The sequence below is a fragment of the Roseibium sp. AS2 genome, assembly GCF_038900065.1.
GTDB lineage: Bacteria > Pseudomonadota > Alphaproteobacteria > Rhizobiales > Stappiaceae > Roseibium.
Genome location: NZ_JBBMQN010000005.1, coordinates 246,293 through 269,139, shown reverse-complemented (window position 1 = coordinate 269,139; position 22,847 = coordinate 246,293). Strand labels below are relative to the sequence as shown.

Genomic DNA, 22,847 nt, shown 5'->3' with positions numbered 1-22,847 from the left:
CGCCGGGCCGTTTCGGACCCCAGGAACCAATCAGCACCGGGAACCTGCACATGCTTGCGACCACGCAGGGCATCGGAGACGCGCACCCGGCAACCGCCGGAAGCGACAGACCGCTGCTGTCCCTCAGGGGCATTTCGAAATCATTTCCCGGCGTCAAGGCGCTGTCAGACGTTGCCCTTGACCTTTATCCCGGCCAGGTCACCGCCCTTGTCGGCGAAAACGGTGCCGGTAAATCCACCATCGTCAAGGTTCTGACCGGCATCTATCAGCCCGAAGAAGGCGAGATCGTCATCGACGGCGAACCGGTCCGCTTCGCCACTGCGCAGGATGCGGGACAGGCGGGCGTCACCGCGATCCACCAGGAAACGGTTCTGTTCGACGATCTGTCCGTCGCCGAGAACATCTTCATCGGTCATGCCCCGAGAACCAGGTTCGGCCTGATCGACCGCGCGGCAGTTATTCGTGAAGCCGAAAACCTCCTTGAGCGGATCGGCGCCAGGATCGATCCGAATGTGACGCTGAAGGAACTGGGGATCGCGAGCAAGCATCTGGTGGCGATCGCAAGGGCGCTCTCCATCGACGCCAGGATCGTGATCATGGACGAGCCGACCGCCTCCCTGTCCCACAAGGAGATCGAGGAAACCTACGAGCTCGTCGAACAGTTGAAGGCGGAGGGTCGCGCGATCCTCTTCATCAGCCACAAGTTCGATGAAATCTTCCGGATCGCGGACCGCTATACCGTCTTCCGGGACGGGCAGAAGGTCGGCGACGGCAAGATCGACGACATCAGCGAGCAGGATCTGGTCACGATGATGGTCGGCCGATCGGTCGACCAGGTCTTTCCGCAGCGCACAAGCAATCCGGGCAATGAGGTCCTGAAGGTCGTCGGCTACAGCCACCCGACGGAGTTCGAGGATATCGGGTTTTCCCTGCGCGAGGGCGAAATTCTCGGTTTCTACGGCCTCGTCGGCGCCGGCCGCAGCGAATTCATGCAGGCGCTTTTCGGCGTGACAAAACCTTCCAAGGGCGCTGTCCGGATCGACGATCGCATCGCGGTCATCAGAACACCGAACGAAGCGATCGGCCACGGCATTGTCTATGTGCCCGAAGACCGGGGCAAACAGGGCGCCATCAAGGGTCTGCCCATCTTTCAGAATGTGTCGCTGCCCTCGCTTGGAACCACGTCGAAAAACGGATTTCTTCGGCTCGCCGAGGAATTCAAGCTGGCCCGCGACTACACCCGCCGGCTCGACCTGAGAGCCGCGGCGCTGGATCAGGACATCGGCGAACTGTCCGGCGGGAACCAGCAGAAGGTCGTCATCGCGAAATGGCTGGCGACGCAACCCCGGGTGATCATCCTGGACGAACCGACAAAAGGCATCGACATCGGCTCGAAGGCGGCGGTTCACGAATTCATGGCCGAACTCGCCGCGCAAGGACTGGCCGTGATCATGGTGTCCTCCGAAATACCGGAGATCCTGGGCATGTCCGACCGGGTGATCGTCATGCGCGAAGGCCGTATCGCCGGTGAATTCGAAGGCGACGCGCTGACACCGGAACACCTGGTGCGCACCGCAGCCGGCATCGAGGAGACGAAACCGTGACCGCATCCCTGTTCAGATCCCGGGAGACCGTGCTGGCCGCCGCGATCCTGGTGCTCGTCCTGGCCATCGCGGTGCGTTTTCCCGCCTTTGTTTCCCCGTCGAACCTCGCCGGTGTCTTCAACGACACCGCCCCCCTGATCATCCTTGCCCTCGGGCAGATGGCCGTGATCCTGACGCGCTGCATTGATCTCTCGGTCGCCGCCAATCTGGCCCTGACCGGAATGATCGTCGCCATGCTCAACATGGTCATGCCGGAGCTTCCGATCGCCGCGATCCTGCTGATCGCGGTCAGCCTCGGTGCCTTGATGGGTTTGATCAACGGGCTTCTGGTCTGGAAGTTCGAGATCCCGCCGATCGTGGTCACGCTCGGCACGATGACGATCTATCGCGGCCTGATCTTCCTGATCTCCGACGGCCAGTGGATCAACGCCCATGAAATGAGCGACGCGTTCAAGGCCTTTCCGCGCGGGATCGTTCTCGGCCTACCCGTGCTGTCCTGGATCGCCATTGTCGTCACCGGGCTGTTCATGGTGCTGATCGGCCGCACGTCGCTGGGGCGGGCGTTTTTCGCCGTTGGCGGAAATCCCCATGCCGCGGTCTACACCGGCATCGATGTCGGCCAGACCCAGTGCGCCGCTTTCGTCCTTTCGGGCGCGCTGGCCGGATTGACCGGCTATCTGTGGGTTGCCCGCTACGCGGTCGCCTATGTCGACATTGCCGGCGGCTTCGAACTGGAAGTGGTTGCCGCCTGTGTCATCGGCGGCATTTCGATCGCCGGTGGCATCGGATCGGTGGCCGGCGCGCTGCTGGGGGCGCTGTTCCTGGGCATCGTCAAGAACGCCCTGCCGGTGATCAACATCTCGCCTTTCTGGCAATTGGCGATTTCAGGCACGGCGATCATCATCGCGGTCGCGTTCAACGCCACCTCGAACCGGACCAAGGGCCGCGTCATCCTGAAAAAAGCGGAGCATGCGTCATGAGCCTCTCCCCGCCGCACACTCAGCCCCCCTCTCCAGGCCCGGTCAAGGCGTCCGGCCGGTCGTTGCCGGACCGGCTGAAATCGCCGTTGAGCCGCTTTCTGGGCAGTTGGGAACTGCTGCTGCTGATCGTTGCGGCAGCCGTGTTCGTGATCAACAGCAACGCGTCGCCCTACTTTCTGGACCCGTGGAACCTGTCGGACGCGACGTTCAATTTCACGGAAAAGGCGATGATCGCCTTCGCCATGGCGCTGTTGATCATTTCCGGTGAAATCGACCTGTCCGTGGCATCGATCATCGCACTGACCTCCACCGCGATGGGTTTTGCCGTGCAACTGGGGGCGGACACCGGAATGCTGATCGTCATCGGTCTTGGTGTCGGCCTGGCCTGCGGCGCCTTCAACGGTTTTCTGGTGACAGGTTTCGGACTGCCGTCCATCGTGGTGACGATCGGCACGATGAGCCTGTTCCGGGGCCTTTCCTATATCGTCCTCGGCGACAAGGCCTATACCGGCTACCCCGCCGACTTCGCATTTTTCGGCCAGGGCTACGTCTGGTGGGTGATCACGTTCGAATTCGTGCTGTTCGCGGTGGTCGCGCTGGTCTTCGCCGTGCTGCTTCACCGCACCAGTTTCGGCCGCGCGGTCACCGCCATCGGCAACAATCCGGTCGGTGCGCTGTTTTCCGGGATCCAGGTGGCGCGGGTGAAGTTCGCGCTGTTTCTGCTGACCGGGCTGATGTCCGGTGTCGCCGCGATCTGCCTGACCTCGCGGCTGGGAGCGACACGTCCCTCGATCGCGTTCGGCTGGGAGCTGGAAGTCGTCACCATGGTGGTGCTCGGCGGCGTCAGCATTCTGGGCGGTTCGGGATCGATCCCCGGTGTGGTCATCGCTGCCTTCGTCATGGGCATGGTGACCTTCGGCTTCGGCCTGCTGAACGTGCCGGGCATCGTCATGTCGATCTTCATCGGTCTGCTCCTGATCGCGGTCATCGCCCTGCCGAAGATCGCCCGCCAGCTGCTTGCCGGGAGGAGATCCTGAACCATGGAAAAATACGCCTTCAAGATGAAGCTCAATGCGGGCATGGAAGCCGAATACAAAAAGCGCCACGACGCCATCTGGCCGGAGCTTGTGGCCCTGCTGAAATCGGCCGGCATCCGCGACTATTCCATCCATCTCGACCGGGAGACCGATATTCTGTTCGGCGTGCTGTGGCGCGATGACGGGCACACGATGGACGATCTGCCGGACCACCCGGTGATGCAAAAATGGTGGGCGCACATGGCCGATATCATGGCAAGCGGGCCGGACAACGCTCCGGTCGCCACGCCGCTTGAAACCGTCTTTCACATGGAGTGATGCGCGATGGTCCCCGTCACACATGTCGGCGTGATCGACATCGGCAAGACCAACGCCAAGGTCGCTGTGGTCGCCCTGGAAAGCCGCACGGAGATCGGCGTCCTGACGCGGCCCAACGCGGTGCGGCCCGGTCCGCCCTACCCCCATTACGATGTGGACGGCCTGTGGCGGTTCATCTGCGACAGCCTGGCCGAATTGCACCTGGCGCACCGCATCGACGCGATTTCCGTCACCACCCACGGCGCTTCAATCGTCCTTCTGGACGCCGAGGGGGGCCTCGCCGTCCCGGTGCTCGATTATGAATACGTCGGCCCGGACCGTCTCGCGGCGGACTATGACGCCATCCGGCCCGACTTTTCGGAAACCGGATCGCCGCGGCTCGCCATGGGACTGAACGTGGGGGCGCAGCTTTTCTGGCAGTTCAGGTCCGACCCAGGCTTGTGCGCGCGCGTCGCCGCGGTCTTGACCTACCCGCAATACTGGGCCTTCCGGCTGACGGGACAGCGCGCCTGCGAGGTCACCTCGCTCGGCTGTCACACCGACCTGTGGAACCCGCACCTGCGGTGTTTTTCGCCGCTTGTGGAACGGTTGGGCCTGAGCGGCAAGATGGCGCCCTTGCGCATGGCGGCGGATTGCGCCGGCACGCTGTTGCCCGAGATCGCAAGGCGCGCCGGCCTGCCCGAGGGGCTCACGGTCGCCTGCGGCATTCACGATTCCAATGCGTCGCTCTATCCGCATCTGTTGAAGCGCAAGGCACCGTTTTCGGTCGTCTCCACCGGAACCTGGGTGATCGCGCTGTCGATCGGCGGCAAGGCCTTTGCGCTCGATCCGGCGCGCGACACGCTGATCAACGTCAACGCGTTCGGCGATCCGGTGCCGTCCGCCCGGTTCATGGGCGGGCGCGAATTCGATCTCCTCATGGGTGGCCAGCCGGGCACCTGTGCCGACACCGAGGCGGCACGGGTGCTGGGGGAGCGCATTCTGCTCCTGCCTGCCGTCGATCCCCGCTCCGGTCCGTTCCAGGGACGGCAAAGCCGCTGGAGCGAAGACGAAACAGGATTGAGCGACGGCGAACGCTTCGCCGCCGTCTCCTTCTACCTGGCGCTGATGACCGCCGAATGCCTCGCCATCACCGGTGCAAAGGGGCCGGTGCTCGTCGAAGGACCGTTCGCCCGCAACGCGCTTTACCTGCAGATGCTGGAGACCGCGACCGGACGACCGGTCACCGCCTCCGAAGGATCGGCGACCGGCACCAGCATCGGGGCGGCCTTGCTGGTGGGCGCCGCCAGCCGCCCCCCTGACAAAGGTTCGGATCCGGCGGTGGCGCAGTCAGGTACCCTGCGCTCGTTCCCAGCCGATCCGGCATTTCAGGCCTATGCCGACGCCTGGCAGCGGCAGGTCCACGGCGGGCGTTGACCTGCTGACCTGCCGCCGATCTTTCATCAAGCCGGGATATCTACGCGGGACACTGCGGTCAGAAACGATCCGGTTTTCGCGGACCGGGCACCGGGCTTTCCCCCCCTCCCCCGTCACCTCAACAAGAACGACAGCGTCAGCACCAGCCCGAGGCTCGCGACACCGATCCGCACCAGCTTTTCGGGCAGTTTGCGGACGAGGCTGGCGCCGACGTAACCGCCGGCGATGCCGCCGGCCAGCACGCAGGAGGCAGCGAGCCAGTCGACGAGGCCGGACAGCACCATCGGCACCACGGCAACCGACTGAATGGCGAAGGCGAACAGGTTCTTGGCGCCGTTGACCTGGGCAACCCCGAGCCCGGAGGAAACCGACAGGACGGCGAGCAGCATGAAGCCGAGGCCGGCGCCGAAAAAACCGCCGTAAAAGCCGAACACGGCCAGAAGCACGGCAACGGCGGTGTCGAGCCTCTCGCCGGGAAAAGCCCGGCGCATCAGAACGGTGGTGCGCGGACCCAGCACGATGGCGACGACGGCGACAATCAGGAGGAACGGCACCACCTTGACGAAGGCCTCGTTGCTGGAATTGACCATCACCAGCGCGCCGATGAGCGCGCCGGCGAGCGCCGGGATCATCTGGCGCCACAGGCGCTTCATGTCGCCGGCAAGTTCCCGCCGGTAGATCCAGATTGCCGGAAGCTGCGCCGGCCACAGGGCGACCCCTTGCGTGACATTGGCCGCGATCGGCGGCAGACCGGTGGCCAGCAGCATTGGAAACACGAACAGCTTGGCGCCGCCCGCAGCCGCGTTGATAGCGCCGCCGACAAGGCCGGCGGCCAGAAACAGAAGCACGTCCATGGTCATGCGATGCCGCCCGGCCGATTTCCGCTGTCCGGTGCATCGTCCCTCGCCTCACCGTCCGCCTTGCTGCTCGCCTGCCCGGTTGTCAGCGCTTCGGCGGTCAGCGCGAAATGATCCACGATCAGGCGGCAGGCGAGGTCCGCATCCCGGGCCAGCGCCGCATCGGCGATGGCGGCATGCTCGGCCTTCAGGTCGCGGTCACCGATCCTGCGATAGACCGAGGCCCGGCGGTAGCGCTCGCACAGGTCGTGCAGGCCGCCGCGCATCTTCAACAGCCAGTTCGAGCCGCAGGCGGAGACCAGCGCCAGGTGAAGACCGGAGTTCGCCCGTTCCCAACTGTCGGGCACCTGGCCCTGTGCCTGCGCCAGCGCCGTGTCCTCCTTGGCCATGAGATAGGCGGCGGCCACGATCCCGGCCTCCCAGTCGTCGCCACCGTTTTCGATCGACAGGCGGAGGGCCTCCTTCTCGATCACGGTGCGGGCCAGGTTCAGGTCCCGGAACTCCGCCGGATCGAGCGGTGCCACGGCAAAACCGCGATTGCCGCCGCCGACCACAAGACCGTCCTGGGCAAGCTTCTGCATCGCCTCGCGCAAGGGCGTCGGCCCGATGCCGTAGATCGCCTTCAGCTTCTCGATCCTGAGGCGTTCTCCGGGCTGACGCGCCGAAGTGATGATGTCGCGGCGCAGCCGGCGGTAGGCGGCATCGACAAGGGTCTCCCCGTCGAGGGAGCCGTCATCCGGGCTTTCTGTTCTGGCTTGTGTGTTCATCGGCATTTCTTAAACGGGGAAATTTCGAATGGGAAGATGTCCGTTTGACAGTCGTGATTTTCTATGATGGTAATTATTATCGATAAAAATTGATAGTGTCGAGAAAATGAAGATCATCACCTTTGAAACCGCCGGCACACTGGCCGCCGGATATGTGGACGGCGGCGAGGCCGTAATATGCGCCGAGGGCGAGACCGCCCGGCACGCCGTTCTTGACGTGATCGACGGCGGAGCCGCCGCACTTGCCGCCTGGCGGAACGCCGGCGGGCAGCGCGTGCCGCTCGCCGATGTGCGGCTGCGCGCACCGGTGCCCGAGCCCCTGCGGGACATCTTCTGCGTCGGCAAGAACTACTACGCCCATGCGGCGGAGTTTCATTCCAGCGGCTTCGATTCCAGTGCGAAGGAGGCCGTGCCCTCGCATCCGGTGATCTTCACCAAGGCGACGACCAGCGTGTGCGGTCCGGGCGATGTGGTGCGCGGCTCGCTCGACCATACGAACAGCACCGACTACGAGGGCGAACTCGGCGTCGTTATCGGCAAGCGCGGTTTTCAGGTCTCGAAGGCGGACGCGCTCGACCACGTGTTCGGCTATGTGGCGGTCAACGACGTCACTTCGCGCATCCTGCAGAAGCAACACAATCAATGGGTCATCGGCAAGGGTATCGACACCTTCTGCCCGATGGGTCCGTGGATCGCCACCACCGACGAGATCGGCGACGTGCGCGCGCTGGAAGTGATGACTGAAATAAACGGCGAGGAACGCCAGCGGGCGAAGGTCGCCGACCTGATCTTCGACATCCCGACCCTGATCGAAACCATGACGCGCACCATGACGCTGCTGCCGGGCGACATCATTGCCACCGGCACGCCCGTGGGCGTCGGCATCGGTTTCGACCCGCCCAAATACCTGAAGGCTGGCGACACAATGCGCGTCAGCATCACGGGGCTCGGTACGCTCGAGAACAAGATCGGCTGAGCCTGACCCGCATCTGTCGAAGGGAGGAATGACATCATGCATACTCAAAAACTCACGGCGACCGCCGCTCTGGTCCTGGGGAGCACTCTTGTCCTGGGGAGCACGCTGGGAGCGGCGGCCCAGGACGGACTGTTCGCCGGCAAGACCATCGAGGTGGTGGTGCCCTTCGGCGAAGGCGGCGCGACCTTCGTGTCGGCCAAGTTCCTGGAACCCTATTTCGAGAAGCACCTGCCCGGAAATCCCGACCTTGACGTCGTCTCGCGGCCCGGTGGCGGCTCGATCCTTGGCGCCAACTGGTTCCAGCAGAACGCCAGGCCTGACGGTTCGACGATCCTGTTCACGACCTCGTCGACCGCGAACCCCTATGTTCTTGGCCAGAAGGGTGTCGAATACAAACTCGCCGACTATCGCGTCGCCTACAGCCATCCGTTCAGCGCGGTCGCCTATGTGGCGCCCGACACCGGCATCACCAGCGCGGCCGGGATCAAGGATTCACAGAAGCCGCTGATCTATGGCGGCATCGCCGCCGCCGCATCCGACCTGCCCGGGCTCCTGTCATTCGAGGTGCTCGATATCGACGTCAAGGCCGTGCTGGGCTTCAACGGCCGCGGCCCGGTCCGTCTTGCCTTCGAACAGGGCGAACTGAACCTCGACTATCAGTTCACCCCGGTCTACCTGACCCAGGTGGTGCCTTCCGTTGCCGAAGGCCGCGCGGTGCCGCTTTGGACCGGCGGCGCGATGGACAACGGCGTCCTGAAGGCGCGCGACCCGATCGCCCCTGAACTGCCGTCCGTCTACGAAGTTTACGAGGAACTCAACGGCAAGGCGCCCTCTGGGATCGAATGGGACGCGTTCCAGGGCATCGCCTCGGTGACCTATGCCTATGGCCTGACCGGCTACATGCACCCGGACACGCCGCAGGACGTGCTCGACGCCTTCGCGGACGCCGTCGCAGCGATCAATGCCGATCCGGAGTTCCGGGCCGAAAGCCTGAAGGTCACCAATGGCGCGCGGCTCAATGCCGGGCCGGACACGGAAGCAGCCGTCAAGTCGGCCCTGGCACCCAGTGCCGAGGTCAAGGACTACCTGCGCACTCTCCTGTCGGAGAAATACGGCGTGACATTCTGATCCGCGCCTCCGCCCGGGTCACGCAGCCACGACCCGGGCGCACCCTTCCTTTCCTCGGGACCTTTCATGTTTGAACACGCGTTCACCGCGCTCGATGCGCTTTTCGACCCCATGCGCCTTGCGGCTTTGTTCGCCGGCATGTTCGTCGGCATGGTCTTCGGCATGCTGCCGGGCCTTGGCGGTGTCGCGGCGGTGTCGATCCTGCTGCCCTTCATCTACTACATGGACGCCTATTCAGGCCTTGCCATGCTTCTGGGCGCGGTCTCGGTCGTCTATACGTCCGACACGATCACCTCGGTGCTGATCGGTGCGCCCGGCTCGCCCGCCTCGGCGCCGACGGCCATCGAAGGCCATGCGCTGGCGAAAAAGGGCCAGGCGGCGCGTGCGCTCGGCGTCGGCTTTCTGGCGTCCATGGTCGGCGGGCTGACCGGCGCGGCGATCCTGTTCGTGGCCATTCCGGTTGCCGGTCCGATCGTTCTTCTGCTGTCGACGCCGGAACTGTTCATGTTCGCGCTGGTCGGCCTGTTCTTCGCCGCTTCGATGATAGGCAAGGACCTGGCCAAGGGGCTGGCCGCAGCCTGCCTCGGCGTGCTTCTGGGCGTTGTCGGTCCGGCCCAGGCGGCGGCCGATTTCCGCTACACGTTCGATCAGGTCTATCTTCTCGACGGGTTCTCGCTGACCATCGTCGCGCTTGGCCTGTTCGGTGTGGCCGAGGTGATCTCCATGCTCGCGGCCGGCGGTGGCATCAGCCACGAACGGGTCAAGGTCGACCACTGGGGCGAAGGTTTCCGCGATTTCTGGCGCGCCCGCTGGCTGATCCTGCGCGCCGCCGTGATCGGCGTCTTCGGCGGGTTCGTACCGGCTGTCGGTGCCTCCGCCTCCACCTGGGTGGCCTATGGCCACGCCATGCGCTCGACCAAGGACAAGTCGCGCTTCGGCCGGGGCGAGATCCGCGGCATCGCCGCCTCCGAGGGCGCCAACAACGCCACGGTGATTTCCGATCTGGTGCCGACGCTGCTGTTCAGCGTTCCGGGCGGACCGGCGGCGGCGATCTTCCTCGGAGCGCTGTTTTCCTTCGGCTATTATCCCGGCCCCCGGATGATCACCCAGAACCCGGACCTGATGTTCCTGATCGTCTGGTCGGTGGCGCTGACCTCGGTCGTGGGCGCCGCGCTGTGCTTTGCGATCACCCCCGCGCTGGCGCGCCTGACGCGCATTCCCTTCGCGATCATTGCCGCGCCTTTGATCCTGATCATGGTGATCGGCGCCTATCAGTCGACCTCGACCATGGGCGACATCTTCATGCTGTTCGTGCTCGGCGCGCTCGGCTGGCTGATGAAACATGGCGGCTGGCCGCGCGCGCCGGCGCTGGTCGGCTTCGTGCTGTCCGGTCCGATGGAACAGTATTTCTGGCTCGCCAACCAGATCCACGGCTGGTCCTGGCTGGCCCGTCCCGGCGTTCTCCTGATCGGATCGGTGATCGCCATACCGGTGCTGCTTTCTGTTGTGCGCTGGCTGCGGGCGCGCAGGCACGCGGCAGTCGCGGCTCCCGCCCCTGCGCCTGCGTCCGGGTTGGCAGCAGTAACCGAAAACGAGGACATCCCCGTGGCGACGCCGAGCCGGGGCATATCGCTCGTGCTCGCCGCTCTCGCAGCGCTGATGTTCAGTTATGCGCTTCTGGACATGTTCTCCTTCAATCCCTCCTCGCGGCTGATGCCGGCGCTGGCGATCGTGCCCGGCCTGCCGCTCGCGCTCTACCTGCTGGCGCGCGGCGTACAGGACTATGACAACGACTTTGCCCGGGACGCGAACGAGCTCCGGGTCCTGGTCGTGCTTGTCGCCTACGCCATCGCGGTGTGGGCCATCGGCGTCAGCCTGCCCACGGTCGGCCTGATCGCCTGGATGCTGCTGGTGAAGGCGCGCATGCGGCTGTGGACCGGCCTGATCTACGGCGCCGCCGTCTTTGTGGTGGTGCGGTTGCTTTTCGACCTCCTGCGGGGCGATGCGCCCGTCGGAGCCCTCATTCCTCTCAGTTAAGGCAAGGAACTTCCATGTCGGACATGATCGATCAAGACATCATCGAACCGAGCATCGACCCCGAAACACGCAAGATCGGGGTGCGCCACGTCAAGGCGACCAATGCCGCTGGCACGCGCACCAAGGTTCAGGTGCGCGACTTCGCCCCCACCTACACCGACGAACCGGCGTCTCTGGGGGGCACCAATTCCGCGCCCAGCCCGCTGGAAACCGTTCTGATCGCCCTGGTCGGCTGCGACGGCGTGATCATAAACGGGGTCGCGACAGCCATGAACTTTGCTTACGCGGGAGTGGATTTTGCCTGCGAGAGCCAGATCGACGTGCGCGGCCCCAAGGGTGTGCCCGGCATCCGGCCCTATTTCGAAAGCGGCAAGCTCGACATCACGGTCTATTCGGACGAACCGGAGGACCGGTTCCGCAAGCTGTGCAAGAACGTCGAATTCCGCTGCCCGGTCATGAACCTGTTCGCGGCCGCCAAGGTCGACATGGACGTCACCTGGAGGCAAGAACCGGCCGCCGATTATGCCGGAAGTGTCGATTGAAGGACCAGGACGCGCGGATCAATTGTGTTCTGGTCAGCTCGTCTTTCAGCGCTGTCGCTCAGAACCCCGCCGGGGAGCCGCTCATTGTTCGGAGGATTGCCAGCCGGCTTCCGCGAGCGCGTCGAACAGCGTATCGGCGTCGTCGGAATGGGCGAACAGGCGGCGCAGCACGATTTCCACCCGGCTGTTCGGCCGGGAGGCCACGAAGTCCCCGAGCAGCTTGCCGGCCATGGCCTCGTTTCCGGATTTGTGATGCGCGGCAATCAGGTAGGCGAAGCTGATCGAGCTGGAAGGTCCGCCCAGCGACGCGGCCTGATTGAGCGCCTCTACCGCCGCCTGATACTCGCCCAGGTGGAATTTCGCGATGGCATAGGCAACCGTGAACACATGCCGGCTGAGATCCCGGCCCGGGAAGTTTGCAGGATTGGCCGATTTGACGACATGGTCGAAGTCCCCGCTGAAGATGCCGATCAGGGAATCGAAGTTGAGGACATCGAGGTCGTCCGGATCGATTTCGACCGCGTGCAGCGAATAGGACCGGGCCGCGTCGATGTTGCCGCGTACGAATTCCATCCAACCGAGAGCGGAGTGTGTCCATGGCGATGCCGGACTCAGATCCAGGGCCTTCTGGGCATGCCGGAAACCCAGGCCGATCAGGACATCGCGTTCGTCGCCGGCGGGCACGAGAAACGATTGCAGGCCGACGATCTGCGCCAGGCCCGCATGACCACCAGAATAGTTCGGGCCGAGTTCGATCGCGCGCTCGAACATTCCCCGCGTCGCGGTCAGACGCGCAGGATTGCTCGCCGGAAAGATGAGACTGCGCGCCTGGGTCGCCAGGTCCACGGCTTCGAGCGTGGCCGGCGACCGGTTCAGCAGGACCTCGCGCTGCACGCTGCTCAGACCTTTCGCAGGGGCGGGATTTCGGGCCTCCTGCAATCCGGAAATCTGGAGCAGGACATACCCGAGCACACCTCCTACCAGCAGGACAAGACAGACGAGAGCCCCGATCAGGAAGGTGCGGCGATTTCCGGTTCGTTCCGGAGGGGTCTGGAACCGGGTCTCGAACCGAACTGCATATTGCCCCGGATCGATGACGAACCGGATCCTGTCCGTCGCACCGTCACCATTGTAATAGGCTTCCAGGGCGCGTCTCAGGCGTCCGGCATCCACGCGCACAAGGTTCGAACTGTCGGCACCGGAGGAAGGCGGACGCTTGTAGACGTCTTCGGCGATCGTCTTGCCGAAGATCTGCCCGCCGCGGCCTTCCAGGGTTTCGGTCACGACATAAGTCAGAAAATCCTGCAACCTCTGCGACCCAGAAATCTCCTGGCTCTTGCAAATTTTCTCAAGGGACTCCAGGACGATCTCCTCATCGGGCGCCTTCGCGTCGCTTGATTCCATAAGGCTGCCCATTCCGGATTCGATCCATCAAACACCATGAAATTCAGATACTTAAACCCGTGAAACACGGGAAAATCACGGTGTTAAACTCTACATTCAGGCAATACTAGGAGATCCTGCAACCAGATCAACTGCGGAGTGCATCGGGGATTCGGCAAGAAAGGCGCCGCATGGAAGGCTGGGACGACAAGTTGGGGCTCGAGAGTACAGCGGTTCTCGACCTTCGGCGTAACGACCGGGTTTTTGATGAAATCTGCCGCGACTACGAAATCATGCTGGGGGAGTTGGCAAGAAGCCGCAAAGCAGACGCGGCGGATCTGGAGGAAACGGTCGCGGCGCTGCAACGCGAGCTGATCCGTTACCTGGCCGCAGTCCCAAAGCACGCGGGTGAATGACGCGCGGGATCGCGGACGTTTCCGGATGCACGCCGGCGAGATCACCCGAAACATCGGATTGCCGAAGCCGGGTGAGCGGAAGCAGACGAGACACGAACATATCTCTCCCGGTCGGACCTGAATGGGCCCGCCGAACGAGAGAACCGGAAGCCTTCCGACAGAAAGCGGTCACGCTCGGGAAGGCCAAGGTTCATGACCGGTCGAAGAACAGGCCCCATCGCCTCTTCATTCAGAAGGGTTCGACCACACATCCCTGCCGCCCCTTGCATTCGGCGGCAGGGATTTTCCACCACCGGATCCCCGTGCGGATACGCGCACCGGACAATCGCGCTGTATGTTAGGGATCCGCCGTCAATTCAGCAACGCGATGGACACGTTCAACAGTCCAGCGAAGGCAACCCAGGCGGCATAGGGCAGGAACAGCAGCGCGGCCGTCGTGTCGCATTTCCAGTTTGCCGCGATGTAAGTCATGATCAGGACGAACAGCAGCACCACGACGGCGAAAGCCGCCCAGATCTGGTGCAGGCCGAAAAACAGCGGCATCCAGCACCAGTTGAGCAGCATCTGTCCGGCCCATATCCCCATCACACGGCTGCGCGGTGCTCTGAGAAAGCTGCGCCATCCCGCAAGTGCGATCAGGATGTAAAGCACCGTCCAGGCCGGTGCGAACACCCAGTCCGGCGGATTGAAAGGCGGCTTGCGCAAGGCCTGATACCAGGGGCCGGGAGCGGACAGGACTCCGATCAGGACCCCGGTGCCGACGACGGCGATGAGGAACAGGGCCAACAGGACACGCGGATGGCGCTGGAAGAAGGCGGGATCGGGGAAAGTCTTCATGATGGTGTCAACGCATGGCCCCCCTTGTGGTTCCCGGTATCATGCCTTAACGGACCTCTCAATGACAATCTTGCGACTTGCCTCTTCCAATCCCGGGACCTGCTGATTTAAACTGGCATCCCGTGGAAACCTCCCTGGCGGCTTTAGGCTCATGAATGCACTCAGTTGATATTGCAATGGCGCTGACCTTCGTGGTGATCGCGTCAACTGTCGTACTTTACGCCATGGAGCGCTACGCGATCGAGATCGTCGCCCTGGGGTCCATTTCCGCCTTCATCGTCATCTTTTCCGTCATCCCCGTGACAGCGCCCGACGGCGCGGCGATCACCACCGGCGATTTTCTCGCCGGTTTCGCCAACCCGGCCCTGATCACCGTCATCTGCCTTCTGATCATCGGCCAGGGCCTGTTCCAGACGGATGCGCTGGAGGCCCCGGCAAAAGCCATCGTGCGCATGACCCGCGGACGCTCGCTCCATGCGGCCATTCCGGTGCTGCTGGCGGTCGCCGTCCTGAGCGCCTTTCTGAACAACACCCCCGTCGTGGTGATGTTCCTGCCGATCCTGACAGCCGTCGCCGCGACCGTTGGCCAGTCCCCCGCCCGCGTGCTGATGCCGCTGTCCTTCCTTGCCATTCTCGGCGGCATGACCACGCTGATCGGGTCGTCGACAAACCTTCTGGTCGCCAACTACGCCGCCCAGACCTCCGATCTGAAACTGACCTTTTTCAGTTTCACCGGGATTGGCCTGATCGTGGCCAGCGTCGGCGCCGTCTACGTGCTGTTTGTCATGCCGCGTCTGCTGAAGGCCCGCAAGACCATGGCGGAGGAGTTTCAGGCTACCTCCGGCAAGCAATTCATCGCCCAGATCGAGATCACCTACGGACATCCCCTGATCGGGGTCGAGTCGGTCTCCGGCATGTTCCCGAAACTGAAAGACATGACCGTTCGCCTGGTCCAGCGCGGCCAGAAGCCGATCCTGCCGCCCTTCGAAAACGTGGTGCTGGCGCCCGGCGACATGGTCATCGTGGCGGCAACCCGCACCGCGCTCGCCAATGCGCTCTCCCGCCGCCAGCCGCTCATGGAAGCCGAAGGCGACACCGGCAATCCGGGCCGCGAAATCCAGGCCGCGCAACCGGGCTCCATCAGCCTGGCCGAAGTCGTGGTCGCGCCCGCCTCGCGCCTGATGGGCCGGACCCTGCCGCAGTCCGGGTTCTATTCGGACACCGGCTGCCTGGTGATGGGTATCCAGCGGCGCAGCCGCATGCCGCGCATGGCCATGAACGACATCCGTCTGGAAGCGGGCGATGTGCTGCTCGTATCCGGCAGCGAAGAGGAAATCGCGCGCCTGCGCGGCAATCGCGACGTGCTGCTGCTCGACTGGTCCATGGCGGAAGTTCCCCGGCGCCGCTACGCGCCGCGCGCCCTGGTGATCTTCGCCTGTGTGGTGGCTCTGGCCGCGAGCGGGCTTGTGCCTATCGTTTCGACGGCGGTGGCCGGCACCTTCGCCATGATCGCTTCGGGCTGCCTCAACATCCGCCAGGCCATGCGCGCTATCGACAGCCGGATCTTCATGCTTGTCGGCGCCTCGCTTGCCGGTGCGGTCGCACTGGAAGGCACGGGCGGCGCCACGGCGATCGCCACCGCCCTCGTCACCGTGCTGGACGGCGCATCCGCCCCTGTGATGCTGTCCGCGCTGTTCTTCATCGTCATGGTGCTGACGAATTTCCTGTCGAACAACGCTGCCGCCGTCCTGTTCACGCCGATCGCCATCAATCTGGCACAGCAGATCGGCGCGGAGCCGGAAGCTTTCGTGGTCTGCCTGATCATCGCGGCGAATTCGTCTTTCGCGACGCCGATCGGGTATCAGACCAACCTGATCGTCATGGGCCCCGGGCACTACAAGTTCAATGATTTCGTGCGGGCTGGCACCCCGCTTGCTCTTGTTTTATGGTTGACCTTCTCACTGGTCGCTCCATGGTATTACGGCCTGTGAAACCAGATCCGGGCGTGAGGCGTTCGCGACTGGAAACATGAAGATACGCGGGACAACACGGTGACACGGCACCCCACAGATCATCCGCAGTTCTATCTGACGGCGCCCGCGCCCTGCCCCTATCTGGAGGGCAAGCAGGAGCGCAAGGTGTTCACCCACCTGGTCGGCCACAATGCCCCGGCGCTCAACGAGGTTCTGACACAGGGCGGCTTCCGGCGCAGCCAGAACATCGCCTACCGGCCCGCCTGCGAACGCTGCCAGGCCTGCGTCTCGATCCGTGTGCGCGTGGACGAATTTCAATGGACCAAATCGTTTAAAAGGGTGTGGAAGTCCGGCGGGGACATTGTCGGCGCCCGGTTGCCGCCCAGCCCTTCGGCCGAACAATACGATCTTTTCCGGGACTATCTGGAGGCACGGCACGAAAACGGCGGCATGACCGAAATGAGCGTGCTCGACTACGCCATGATGGTCGAGGACACCCATGTGGAGACCCTGGTCCTGGAATACCGCCGCCGCGGTCCGAACAGTTTCCTGACCGGCACCGGTGAAGGCCCCCTTCTGGGCGTTGCCCTCACGGACCAGCTCTCGGACGGCCTGTCGATGGTCTATTCCTTCTACACGCCCGACTATCCGAACACCGCGCTCGGCACCTACATGATCCTGGATCACATCGTGCGCGCCAGAAAGATGAACCTGCCCTATGTCTATCTCGGCTACTGGGTCGATGGCTCGCGGAAAATGGACTACAAGGCCCGCTTCAAGCCGCAGGAGCATCTCGGCCCCAACGGCTGGGCCGTTGCCGACGAGAAGGAATATCGCACGGAGCCCCCTTCCGGCGGATGAGGAACGTCGCAGTTTCGGCTTTTGTCAGGAAATATGCGCGCGGATCTTCACGAAGACGGCGCGGAACATCTCTTCCGTCAAGCGGCCCGTATTGGTGTTGTACCTTGAGCAGTGATAGCTGTCGAAGAGGGTCAGCCCGGTGCCCGGCAGCGCGTGTTCCGCGCAATGTGCAAAGGGAAACGCGGCACGGCGCTGACCGAGCGCGGTCAGGAACGTCTCGTGGGCGATCCGTCCGAGCGCCAGCACTGCGTTGATCGACGGATTGGCCGCGAGAGTCGACAGGAGATACGGCCGGCAGGTCCTGATTTCCTCCCCGGTCGGCTTGTTCTGCGGCGGCAGACAGCGGACCGCGTTGGTGATCAGCGCGTCCTTGAGCGTCAGCCCGTCATCGGGCCGCGCCAGATATGTGCCGGAGGCGAAGCCGAAATCGATCATGGTCCGGTAGAGAAGATCGCCGGCATAGTCCCCCGTGAACGGGCGGCCGGTGCAGTTTGCCCCCTTCATGCCGGGCGCCAGACCGATGACCAGCAGCGTCGGCGCAGCCGCGCCGAAGGACGGCACGGGGGCATTGTGCCAATCGGGATGCGCTGCCTTGAGCTCCTCGCGCAACGCGACGAGCCGGGGACAGGCCGGACAATCCAGGGGCGGATCGACCGGCACGTTCTGAGTGTTCAAGGCGGGCATGGACGAAACCTAGTAGTCGTCGTCCTCGTCGTCGTCTTCCACATGAGCGGGCGTCTGCGGACGCATCGGACGTTCGGACGGGTCGCGGCCGATCTTGTTGGCCAGGCTTGCCAGATCGATGAAATGATCCGCCTGCCTGCGCAGATCGTCGGCGATCATCGGCGGCTGGGTTTTCAAGGTCGAGACAACGCTGACCTTGCGGCCCTTGCGCTGCAGGGCCTCCACCAGAGAGCGGAAGTCGCCATCGCCGGAGAACAGCACGATGTGGTCGACGGTTTCGACCAGTTCCATGGCGTCAACGGCAAGCTCGATATCCATGTTGCCTTTCACCTTGCGGCGACCGGCACTGTCCACAAATTCCTTCACGGGCTTGGTAATGACCTTGTAGCCATTATAGTCCAGCCAGTCGATCAGCGGACGTATCGAGGAATACTCCTGGTCTTCGATCAGAGCGGTATAGTAATACGCGCGCAGCATATAGGCATGACCCTGAAATTCCTTCAGAAGCCGCTTGTAGTCAATGTCAAAACCGATGGCCTTTGCGGTTGAGTACAAGTTGGCCCCATCAATGAACAAAGCAACTTTTTCTCGAGCGTCAAACATCTTATTTGAAACCTTTCCCAGTTATACGCGCAGCGCTTTGTTATTCGTCCGGTCTGAACTCAGCCTCCCGCGGCGGGGTCCGACGTGTCCGATCTCTGCTGTCAACGCATATAGTGTCGAAAGAATACTGCGCATCCCGCAGCTTCTGACGACTTATTGTTTTCTTTCCAACGCCCTTCTGATTCCGCGAGGGGCCATTGCCTCTGGCGTATACCACTATATTGGTCTCCCGCAATGCAAAAGCGAGCGGTTTCCTTAAAAAAAACCTTAAAAAAACCGGGCAAAATTTCCGTTGATTTCCACCTGACTTGCCCGGCAAAATCCCCGGCCACCCTTCAATTCTGACTAGGGGTTGCTTTTTTGAATCGCGAACACTATACGCTGGTTCTTCAAGTTCCTTAAAGCTATGGAGACGTCGAATGGCGCGCGTGACCGTCGAGGACTGCATCGACAAGGTCGAAAACCGGTTTGAGCTGGTGCTGATTGCTGCGCATCGCGCACGCATGATTTCCAGCGGTTCTCCGCTGACCATCGAACGCGACAACGACAAGAACCCTGTTGTCGCCCTTCGTGAAATCGCCGAGCAGACCGTCAGCCCGGAAGACATGAAGGAAGACCTGATCCATTCGCTGCAGAAGTTCGTCGAAGTGGACGAGCCGGAAGCCGAAGCCGTGCCGCTGATGCCATCCCCCGGCCAGCAGAACGTGACGCAGGTCAATGCCGTCGACGACGGCGCGGTCGAATTCGACCGGATGTCCGAGGAAGACCTTCTGCGCGGTCTGGAAGGGCTCGTTCCGCCGGAACGGACTGACGACGTCTGATTTTTTGTCACAAAGCTCGTCTGAAGCGCGGCCGGACAGGCATGGTCGCTTCGGACATTTTTGTCTGTCCCGCTGAAACCTCAGCCGGTTGCCAGGGTCGGTTGCGGCCATGATGCGTCAATACGAACTCGTAGAACGGGTTACACGATACAATCCGGAAGCTGACGAAGCCTTGCTCAACAAGGCCTATGTCTACGCCATGCAGAAGCATGGCTCCCAGATGCGCGCATCAGGCGATCCCTATTTTTCCCATCCTCTCGAAGTCGCCGCGATCCTGACCGGCCTGCGTCTGGATGACGCGACCATTGCCGTCGCGCTGCTGCATGACACGATCGAGGACACGGACGCGACCCGGTCGGAAATCGACAGTCTGTTCGGTGAGGGAATCGGCAAGCTGGTCGAAGGTCTGACCAAGATCAAGCGGCTGGACCTGGTTTCCCAGAAAGCCAAACAGGCGGAGAATTTCCGCAAGCTCCTGCTTGCCATCGCCGACGATGTCCGCGTGCTTCTGGTCAAGCTGGCGGACCGGCTGCACAACATGCGCACGCTCGGTCACATGCCGGAGCAGAAGCGCGGCCGCATCGCTGAAGAAACCATGGAGATCTATGCGCCGCTGGCCGGCCGCATGGGCATGCATGACATGCGCGAGGAGCTGGAGGATCTCTCCTTCCGCACGCTCAACCCGGAAGCCTATGAAACCATCACGGACCGGCTGGCCGATCTGCGCGAGCGCAACCGGGACCTGATTCTGGACATCGAAACCACCTTGACCGAACGCCTGAGCGAACGCGGCATGGCGGCGCTCGTCAAGGGGCGGGAAAAACGTCCCTATTCAATTTTTCGAAAGATGCAGCGCAAGGCGATCGGCTTCGAACAGCTTTCCGATATCTACGGGTTCCGCGTGACCGTCGGCACCATTGAAGCCTGTTACCGCGTGCTCGGGGTCATCCACACGACCTGGCCCACCGTGCCGGGCCGGTTCAAGGACTATATCTCGACCCCCAAGCAGAACGACTACAAGTCGATCCACACGACCATTGTCGGTCCGTCACGTCAGCGCGTGGAACTGCAGATCCGCACCATTTCCATGGACCGGGTCGCCGAATACGGTATCGCGGCCCATGCGCTCTACAAGGATGGCGAGTTCGGCGGCCGCGACATCACCCGCCATTCCGAAGACTGCCGCGCCTTCGAGTGGCTGCGCCGGACCACGGAACTGCTCGCCCAGGGGGACACGCCCGAGGAGTTCCTGGAAAACACCAAGCTGGAGCTGTTCCACGACCAGGTGTTCTGTTTCTCTCCCAAGGGCCGCCTGATCGCCCTGCCGCGCGGCGCCACGCCGATCGACTTCGCCTATGCGGTGCACACGGACGTCGGCAACACCTGCGTCGGCTGCAAGATCAACGGCAAGATCATGCCCCTGGTGACGGAGCTTCACAACGGCGATGAAGTCGAGATCATCCGGTCACCCGCGCAATCCCCGCCGCCGGCCTGGGAGGCGATCGCGATCACCGGGAAGGCCCGGGCGGCCATCCGCCGGGCAACGCGGGAATCCGTGCGCAAACAATATGGCGCGCTCGGCGAACATATCCTCGAACGCGCATTCGCGCGCGCGGACAAGGTCTATTCCGAAGATCTTCTCGAAGGAATTCTCGACCAGCATCACCAGGCGAGTGTCGCGGATCTTCTGGCCGCGGTCGGACGCGGCGACCTCAGCGCCCAGGTCGTTCTGAAATCCGCGCATCCGGACTATCAGGACCAGCGCGTGGCCATGTCAGCCCCTCCCCTGGAAGAAGGCTGGTTCGGCCTGAAGCAGGGGCATGGCCTCAAGTTCCGAATTCCTCCCAGCGGACTGGAAGAAGACAGTGCAACCGGCGCCGACGGACAGGATGCCGGCGAAGGCCCTGCCCTGCCGATCCGCGGGCTGTCGGGCGACATTCCGGTCACCTTCGCCCCCGACGGCGGCGCCGTGCCGGGCGACCGTATCGTCGGCATCTTGACCCCGTCCGAAGGACTGACCATCTATCCGATACAGTCTCCGTCTCTCAAGGAGTACGATGACCAGACCGAACGCTGGGTCGATGTGCGCTGGGACATCGATGTCGACAATCCGGAGCGCTTTCCGGCCCGGCTGGCCATATCCGCCGCCAATGAACCCGGCTCACTGGCAACAATCGCCCAGGTTATCGGCGAAAACAGTGGTAACATCGACAATGTAAAAATGCTCCGGAGGGCGCCGGACTTCCACCAGATGGTCATCGACCTGGAGGTCTGGGATCTGAAGCACCTCAACCGGATCATCAATCAATTGCGAACCAAACCGAATGTATCGAGCGTCAGCCGGGTGAACGGCTAGCAGCTCCGACGATATCAGGGGATTTCTTGTAATGACGCGTGACGAAGTGCTGTCCCTGTTCCGTGAGGCCGGTGCCATCCTGGAAGGCCATTTCATTCTGACCTCGGGACTGCGCAGTCCGGTCTTCCTGCAAAAGGCCCGGGTGTTCATGTATCCGGACATGACCGAAAAGCTGTGCAAGGCGCTGGCGGACAAGATTCGCGCCGCGGATCTCGGCAAAATCGACTATATCGTGTCGCCTGCTCTCGGCGGCCTCATTCCGGGATATGAGACCGCCCGTCATCTGGGCGTGCCGTCGATGTGGGTGGAACGCGAAGATGGCGAATTCCGGCTCCGCCGCTTCGAGCTGCCCGAGGGAGCGCGTGTCATTATCGTCGAGGATATCGTCACGACCGGCCTGTCGAGCCGCGAAACGGTAACCTCGTTGAAAGCTCTTGGTGCTGAAGTCCTCGCCGTCGCCTGCCTGATCGACCGGTCCGGTGGCGACGCCGATGTCTCCGTTCCACTGGTCGCGCTGGCCGAATACAAGGTGCCCGCCTATGAGCCCGACAATCTTCCGCCGGAACTGGCCGCCCTGCCGGCGATCAAGCCCGGCAGCCGCGGATTGAGCTGAGCGCAACAAGAACGGATACACCCCTTTCATCATGCTGTTCCGCCGCAGACATAGGCCTTCCCGGATCGAACGCGTGCGCGTTGCCGTCTGGCCCCGACACAGCTGGGCCCGGTCGACCCGCTATTTCGGCAAGAGAGTGCTGCGGCTCACGGCCACCCCGAATGCGGTCGCTCTCGGCTTCGCGGCAGGGGCGTTCGCTTCGTTCACACCGTTGATCGGCTTCCACTTCCTGACCGCATTCGGCCTCGCCTTCCTGGTGCGCGGCAACCTGATCGCCGCCGCGCTCGGCACCTCGATCGGCAATCCCCTGACGTTTCCCTTCATCTGGGCACTCACGTTCAAGATAGGGCAATGGATCCTGCATGGCCGCCCGCCTCCAAGGGCAGACCCTCACCATGTGCATCAGCAGTTCCAGCACGGCCTGTTCGAAAAGTCGTTTGATGCGCTCTGGCCAATGCTCAAGCCGATGTTCATCGGTGCCGTGCCCCTCGGCCTGATCGTGGCCAGCGTGTCCTATGTGATCGTCTACAAGAGCGTCGAGGTCTATCAGCGACGCCGCCGCAACAAGATCGCCGCCAGGGGCGACCGGCTGTTTCCCGCACCGGGCCCGAACATGGAAGAAGACCGCGGCTCCTGAT

Annotated in this window: 22 protein-coding genes; 16 read left to right on the top strand and 6 right to left on the bottom strand. The window is 63.1% G+C overall.

Annotation, left to right across the window (positions count from 1 at the left end; genetic code table 11):
* The first annotated feature begins 50 nt into the window (after positions 1-50).
* The 5 genes from WNZ15_RS16360 to WNZ15_RS16340 are packed head-to-tail and all read left to right on the top strand — an operon-like array spanning position 51 to position 5,355.
* Positions 51-1,604, top strand: a complete 1,554-nt coding sequence (locus WNZ15_RS16360) for a sugar ABC transporter ATP-binding protein (RefSeq protein WP_342894064.1) — start codon at positions 51-53, stop codon at positions 1,602-1,604.
* Entirely contained in the window at positions 1,601-2,584 is a 984-nt protein-coding gene (locus WNZ15_RS16355; protein ID WP_342894063.1) for an ABC transporter permease, read from the top strand. Before WNZ15_RS16360 ends, WNZ15_RS16355 begins: the two co-directional genes overlap by 4 nt.
* Complete coding sequence (locus WNZ15_RS16350; protein WP_342894062.1) at positions 2,581-3,621, top strand: ABC transporter permease; 1,041 nt, start codon at positions 2,581-2,583, stop codon at positions 3,619-3,621. Before WNZ15_RS16355 ends, WNZ15_RS16350 begins: the two co-directional genes overlap by 4 nt.
* 3 nt (positions 3,622-3,624) lie before the next feature.
* A complete protein-coding gene (rhaM, locus tag WNZ15_RS16345) occupies positions 3,625-3,939 on the top strand; it encodes an L-rhamnose mutarotase (RefSeq protein WP_342894061.1) in 315 nt (104 codons plus the stop codon).
* A gap of 6 nt (positions 3,940-3,945) precedes the next feature.
* Positions 3,946-5,355: an FGGY-family carbohydrate kinase gene (locus WNZ15_RS16340; RefSeq protein ID WP_342894060.1), complete on the top strand. Its 1,410-nt coding sequence runs from the start codon at positions 3,946-3,948 to the stop codon at positions 5,353-5,355.
* A 113-nt stretch (positions 5,356-5,468) separates the two neighbouring features.
* Here the strand turns inward: WNZ15_RS16340 and WNZ15_RS16335 are convergent, their stop codons facing one another.
* Both WNZ15_RS16335 and WNZ15_RS16330 read right to left on the bottom strand, forming a co-directional pair.
* Positions 5,469-6,215: a sulfite exporter TauE/SafE family protein gene (locus WNZ15_RS16335; RefSeq protein ID WP_342894059.1), complete on the bottom strand. Its 747-nt coding sequence runs from the start codon at positions 6,213-6,215 to the stop codon at positions 5,469-5,471.
* Positions 6,212-6,979: an FCD domain-containing protein gene (locus tag WNZ15_RS16330; protein WP_342894058.1), complete on the bottom strand. Its 768-nt coding sequence runs from the start codon at positions 6,977-6,979 to the stop codon at positions 6,212-6,214. The genes WNZ15_RS16335 and WNZ15_RS16330 overlap by 4 nt, the downstream gene beginning before the upstream one ends.
* A 106-nt stretch (positions 6,980-7,085) precedes the next feature.
* Here WNZ15_RS16330 and WNZ15_RS16325 point away from each other — a divergent pair, with 106 nt between their 5' ends.
* From WNZ15_RS16325 to WNZ15_RS16310, 4 genes are all read left to right on the top strand, one after another.
* Complete coding sequence (locus WNZ15_RS16325) at positions 7,086-7,955, top strand: fumarylacetoacetate hydrolase family protein (RefSeq protein WP_342894057.1); 870 nt, start codon at positions 7,086-7,088, stop codon at positions 7,953-7,955.
* 36 nt (positions 7,956-7,991) lie between these two features.
* Positions 7,992-9,083 (top strand): hypothetical protein, encoded by a 1,092-nt coding sequence (locus WNZ15_RS16320; protein ID WP_342894056.1) that lies wholly within the window; start codon positions 7,992-7,994, stop codon positions 9,081-9,083.
* A gap of 66 nt (positions 9,084-9,149) precedes the next feature.
* Positions 9,150-11,120 carry a tripartite tricarboxylate transporter permease gene (locus tag WNZ15_RS16315; RefSeq protein WP_342894055.1) on the top strand — a complete coding sequence of 657 codons (1,971 nt, stop codon included), beginning with the start codon at positions 9,150-9,152 and terminating at the stop codon, positions 11,118-11,120.
* 23 nt (positions 11,121-11,143) lie between these two features.
* Entirely contained in the window at positions 11,144-11,662 is a 519-nt protein-coding gene (locus WNZ15_RS16310; protein ID WP_342894054.1) for an OsmC family protein, read from the top strand.
* 81 nt (positions 11,663-11,743) lie between these two features.
* Here the strand turns inward: WNZ15_RS16310 and WNZ15_RS16305 are convergent, their stop codons facing one another.
* Positions 11,744-13,066: a hypothetical protein gene (locus tag WNZ15_RS16305; protein WP_342894053.1), complete on the bottom strand. Its 1,323-nt coding sequence runs from the start codon at positions 13,064-13,066 to the stop codon at positions 11,744-11,746.
* A 170-nt stretch (positions 13,067-13,236) separates the two neighbouring features.
* Here WNZ15_RS16305 and WNZ15_RS16300 point away from each other — a divergent pair, with 170 nt between their 5' ends.
* The gene (locus tag WNZ15_RS16300; protein WP_342894052.1) at positions 13,237-13,461 is read left to right on the top strand and encodes a hypothetical protein; all 225 of its coding nucleotides are present in this window, start codon (positions 13,237-13,239) and stop codon (positions 13,459-13,461) included.
* Positions 13,462-13,812: 351 nt separating this feature from the next.
* On the opposite strand, the gene WNZ15_RS16295 is transcribed toward WNZ15_RS16300, so the two are convergent.
* Positions 13,813-14,298 carry a TspO/MBR family protein gene (locus WNZ15_RS16295; protein ID WP_342894051.1) on the bottom strand — a complete coding sequence of 162 codons (486 nt, stop codon included), beginning with the start codon at positions 14,296-14,298 and terminating at the stop codon, positions 13,813-13,815.
* Between the two features lie 155 nt (positions 14,299-14,453).
* On the opposite strand from WNZ15_RS16295, the gene WNZ15_RS16290 reads away from it, so the two are divergent.
* Positions 14,454-16,289 carry an SLC13 family permease gene (locus WNZ15_RS16290; RefSeq protein WP_342894050.1) on the top strand — a complete coding sequence of 612 codons (1,836 nt, stop codon included), beginning with the start codon at positions 14,454-14,456 and terminating at the stop codon, positions 16,287-16,289.
* Positions 16,290-16,349: 60 nt separating this feature from the next.
* A complete protein-coding gene (locus WNZ15_RS16285; RefSeq protein WP_342894049.1) occupies positions 16,350-17,132 on the top strand; it encodes an arginyltransferase in 783 nt (260 codons plus the stop codon).
* A gap of 24 nt (positions 17,133-17,156) precedes the next feature.
* Here WNZ15_RS16285 and WNZ15_RS16280 read toward each other — a convergent pair whose 3' ends face one another.
* On the bottom strand, positions 17,157-17,816 hold the full coding sequence (locus WNZ15_RS16280; RefSeq protein WP_342894048.1) for a uracil-DNA glycosylase: 660 nt from the start codon (positions 17,814-17,816) through the stop codon (positions 17,157-17,159).
* 9 nt (positions 17,817-17,825) lie between these two features.
* Positions 17,826-18,419 carry an NYN domain-containing protein gene (locus WNZ15_RS16275; RefSeq protein WP_342894047.1) on the bottom strand — a complete coding sequence of 198 codons (594 nt, stop codon included), beginning with the start codon at positions 18,417-18,419 and terminating at the stop codon, positions 17,826-17,828.
* A gap of 419 nt (positions 18,420-18,838) precedes the next feature.
* On the opposite strand from WNZ15_RS16275, the gene rpoZ reads away from it, so the two are divergent.
* The 4 genes from rpoZ to WNZ15_RS16255 all read left to right on the top strand — a co-directional run bounded on the left by rpoZ (position 18,839) and on the right by WNZ15_RS16255 (position 22,846).
* Entirely contained in the window at positions 18,839-19,240 is a 402-nt protein-coding gene (gene rpoZ, locus WNZ15_RS16270) for a DNA-directed RNA polymerase subunit omega (RefSeq protein WP_342894046.1), read from the top strand.
* Positions 19,241-19,349: 109 nt separating this feature from the next.
* Positions 19,350-21,596: a bifunctional (p)ppGpp synthetase/guanosine-3',5'-bis(diphosphate) 3'-pyrophosphohydrolase gene (locus WNZ15_RS16265; protein ID WP_342894045.1), complete on the top strand. Its 2,247-nt coding sequence runs from the start codon at positions 19,350-19,352 to the stop codon at positions 21,594-21,596.
* Positions 21,597-21,627: 31 nt separating this feature from the next.
* The gene (gene pyrE / locus WNZ15_RS16260; protein ID WP_342894044.1) at positions 21,628-22,209 is read left to right on the top strand and encodes an orotate phosphoribosyltransferase; all 582 of its coding nucleotides are present in this window, start codon (positions 21,628-21,630) and stop codon (positions 22,207-22,209) included.
* Positions 22,210-22,240: 31 nt separating this feature from the next.
* Positions 22,241-22,846 (top strand): DUF2062 domain-containing protein, encoded by a 606-nt coding sequence (locus WNZ15_RS16255; protein WP_342894043.1) that lies wholly within the window; start codon positions 22,241-22,243, stop codon positions 22,844-22,846.
* Position 22,847 lies beyond the last annotated feature (1 nt).

Bases quoted from the DNA above. Each gene is read 5' to 3' on its own strand.
- pyrE (WP_342894044.1), top strand. From the start codon at position 21,628: ATGACGCGTGACGAAGTGCTGTCCCTGTTCCGTGAGGCCGGTGCCATC.
- rpoZ (WP_342894046.1), top strand. From the start codon at position 18,839: ATGGCGCGCGTGACCGTCGAGGACTGCATCGACAAGGTCGAAAACCGG.
- WNZ15_RS16330 (WP_342894058.1), bottom strand. From the start codon at position 6,979: ATGAACACACAAGCCAGAACAGAAAGCCCGGATGACGGCTCCCTCGAC.
- WNZ15_RS16335 (WP_342894059.1), bottom strand. From the start codon at position 6,215: ATGACCATGGACGTGCTTCTGTTTCTGGCCGCCGGCCTTGTCGGCGGC.
- WNZ15_RS16325 (WP_342894057.1), top strand. From the start codon at position 7,086: ATGAAGATCATCACCTTTGAAACCGCCGGCACACTGGCCGCCGGATAT.
- WNZ15_RS16255 (WP_342894043.1), top strand. From the start codon at position 22,241: ATGCTGTTCCGCCGCAGACATAGGCCTTCCCGGATCGAACGCGTGCGC.
- WNZ15_RS16310 (WP_342894054.1), top strand. From the start codon at position 11,144: ATGATCGATCAAGACATCATCGAACCGAGCATCGACCCCGAAACACGC.
- WNZ15_RS16265 (WP_342894045.1), top strand. From the start codon at position 19,350: ATGATGCGTCAATACGAACTCGTAGAACGGGTTACACGATACAATCCG.
- WNZ15_RS16305 (WP_342894053.1), bottom strand. From the start codon at position 13,066: ATGGAATCAAGCGACGCGAAGGCGCCCGATGAGGAGATCGTCCTGGAG.
- WNZ15_RS16275 (WP_342894047.1), bottom strand. From the start codon at position 18,419: ATGTTTGACGCTCGAGAAAAAGTTGCTTTGTTCATTGATGGGGCCAAC.
- WNZ15_RS16340 (WP_342894060.1), top strand. From the start codon at position 3,946: ATGGTCCCCGTCACACATGTCGGCGTGATCGACATCGGCAAGACCAAC.
- WNZ15_RS16290 (WP_342894050.1), top strand. From the start codon at position 14,454: ATGCACTCAGTTGATATTGCAATGGCGCTGACCTTCGTGGTGATCGCG.
- WNZ15_RS16295 (WP_342894051.1), bottom strand. From the start codon at position 14,298: ATGAAGACTTTCCCCGATCCCGCCTTCTTCCAGCGCCATCCGCGTGTC.
- WNZ15_RS16315 (WP_342894055.1), top strand. From the start codon at position 9,150: ATGTTTGAACACGCGTTCACCGCGCTCGATGCGCTTTTCGACCCCATG.
- WNZ15_RS16320 (WP_342894056.1), top strand. From the start codon at position 7,992: ATGCATACTCAAAAACTCACGGCGACCGCCGCTCTGGTCCTGGGGAGC.
- rhaM (WP_342894061.1), top strand. From the start codon at position 3,625: ATGGAAAAATACGCCTTCAAGATGAAGCTCAATGCGGGCATGGAAGCC.
- WNZ15_RS16280 (WP_342894048.1), bottom strand. From the start codon at position 17,816: ATGCCCGCCTTGAACACTCAGAACGTGCCGGTCGATCCGCCCCTGGAT.
- WNZ15_RS16350 (WP_342894062.1), top strand. From the start codon at position 2,581: ATGAGCCTCTCCCCGCCGCACACTCAGCCCCCCTCTCCAGGCCCGGTC.
- WNZ15_RS16300 (WP_342894052.1), top strand. From the start codon at position 13,237: ATGGAAGGCTGGGACGACAAGTTGGGGCTCGAGAGTACAGCGGTTCTC.
- WNZ15_RS16360 (WP_342894064.1), top strand. From the start codon at position 51: ATGCTTGCGACCACGCAGGGCATCGGAGACGCGCACCCGGCAACCGCC.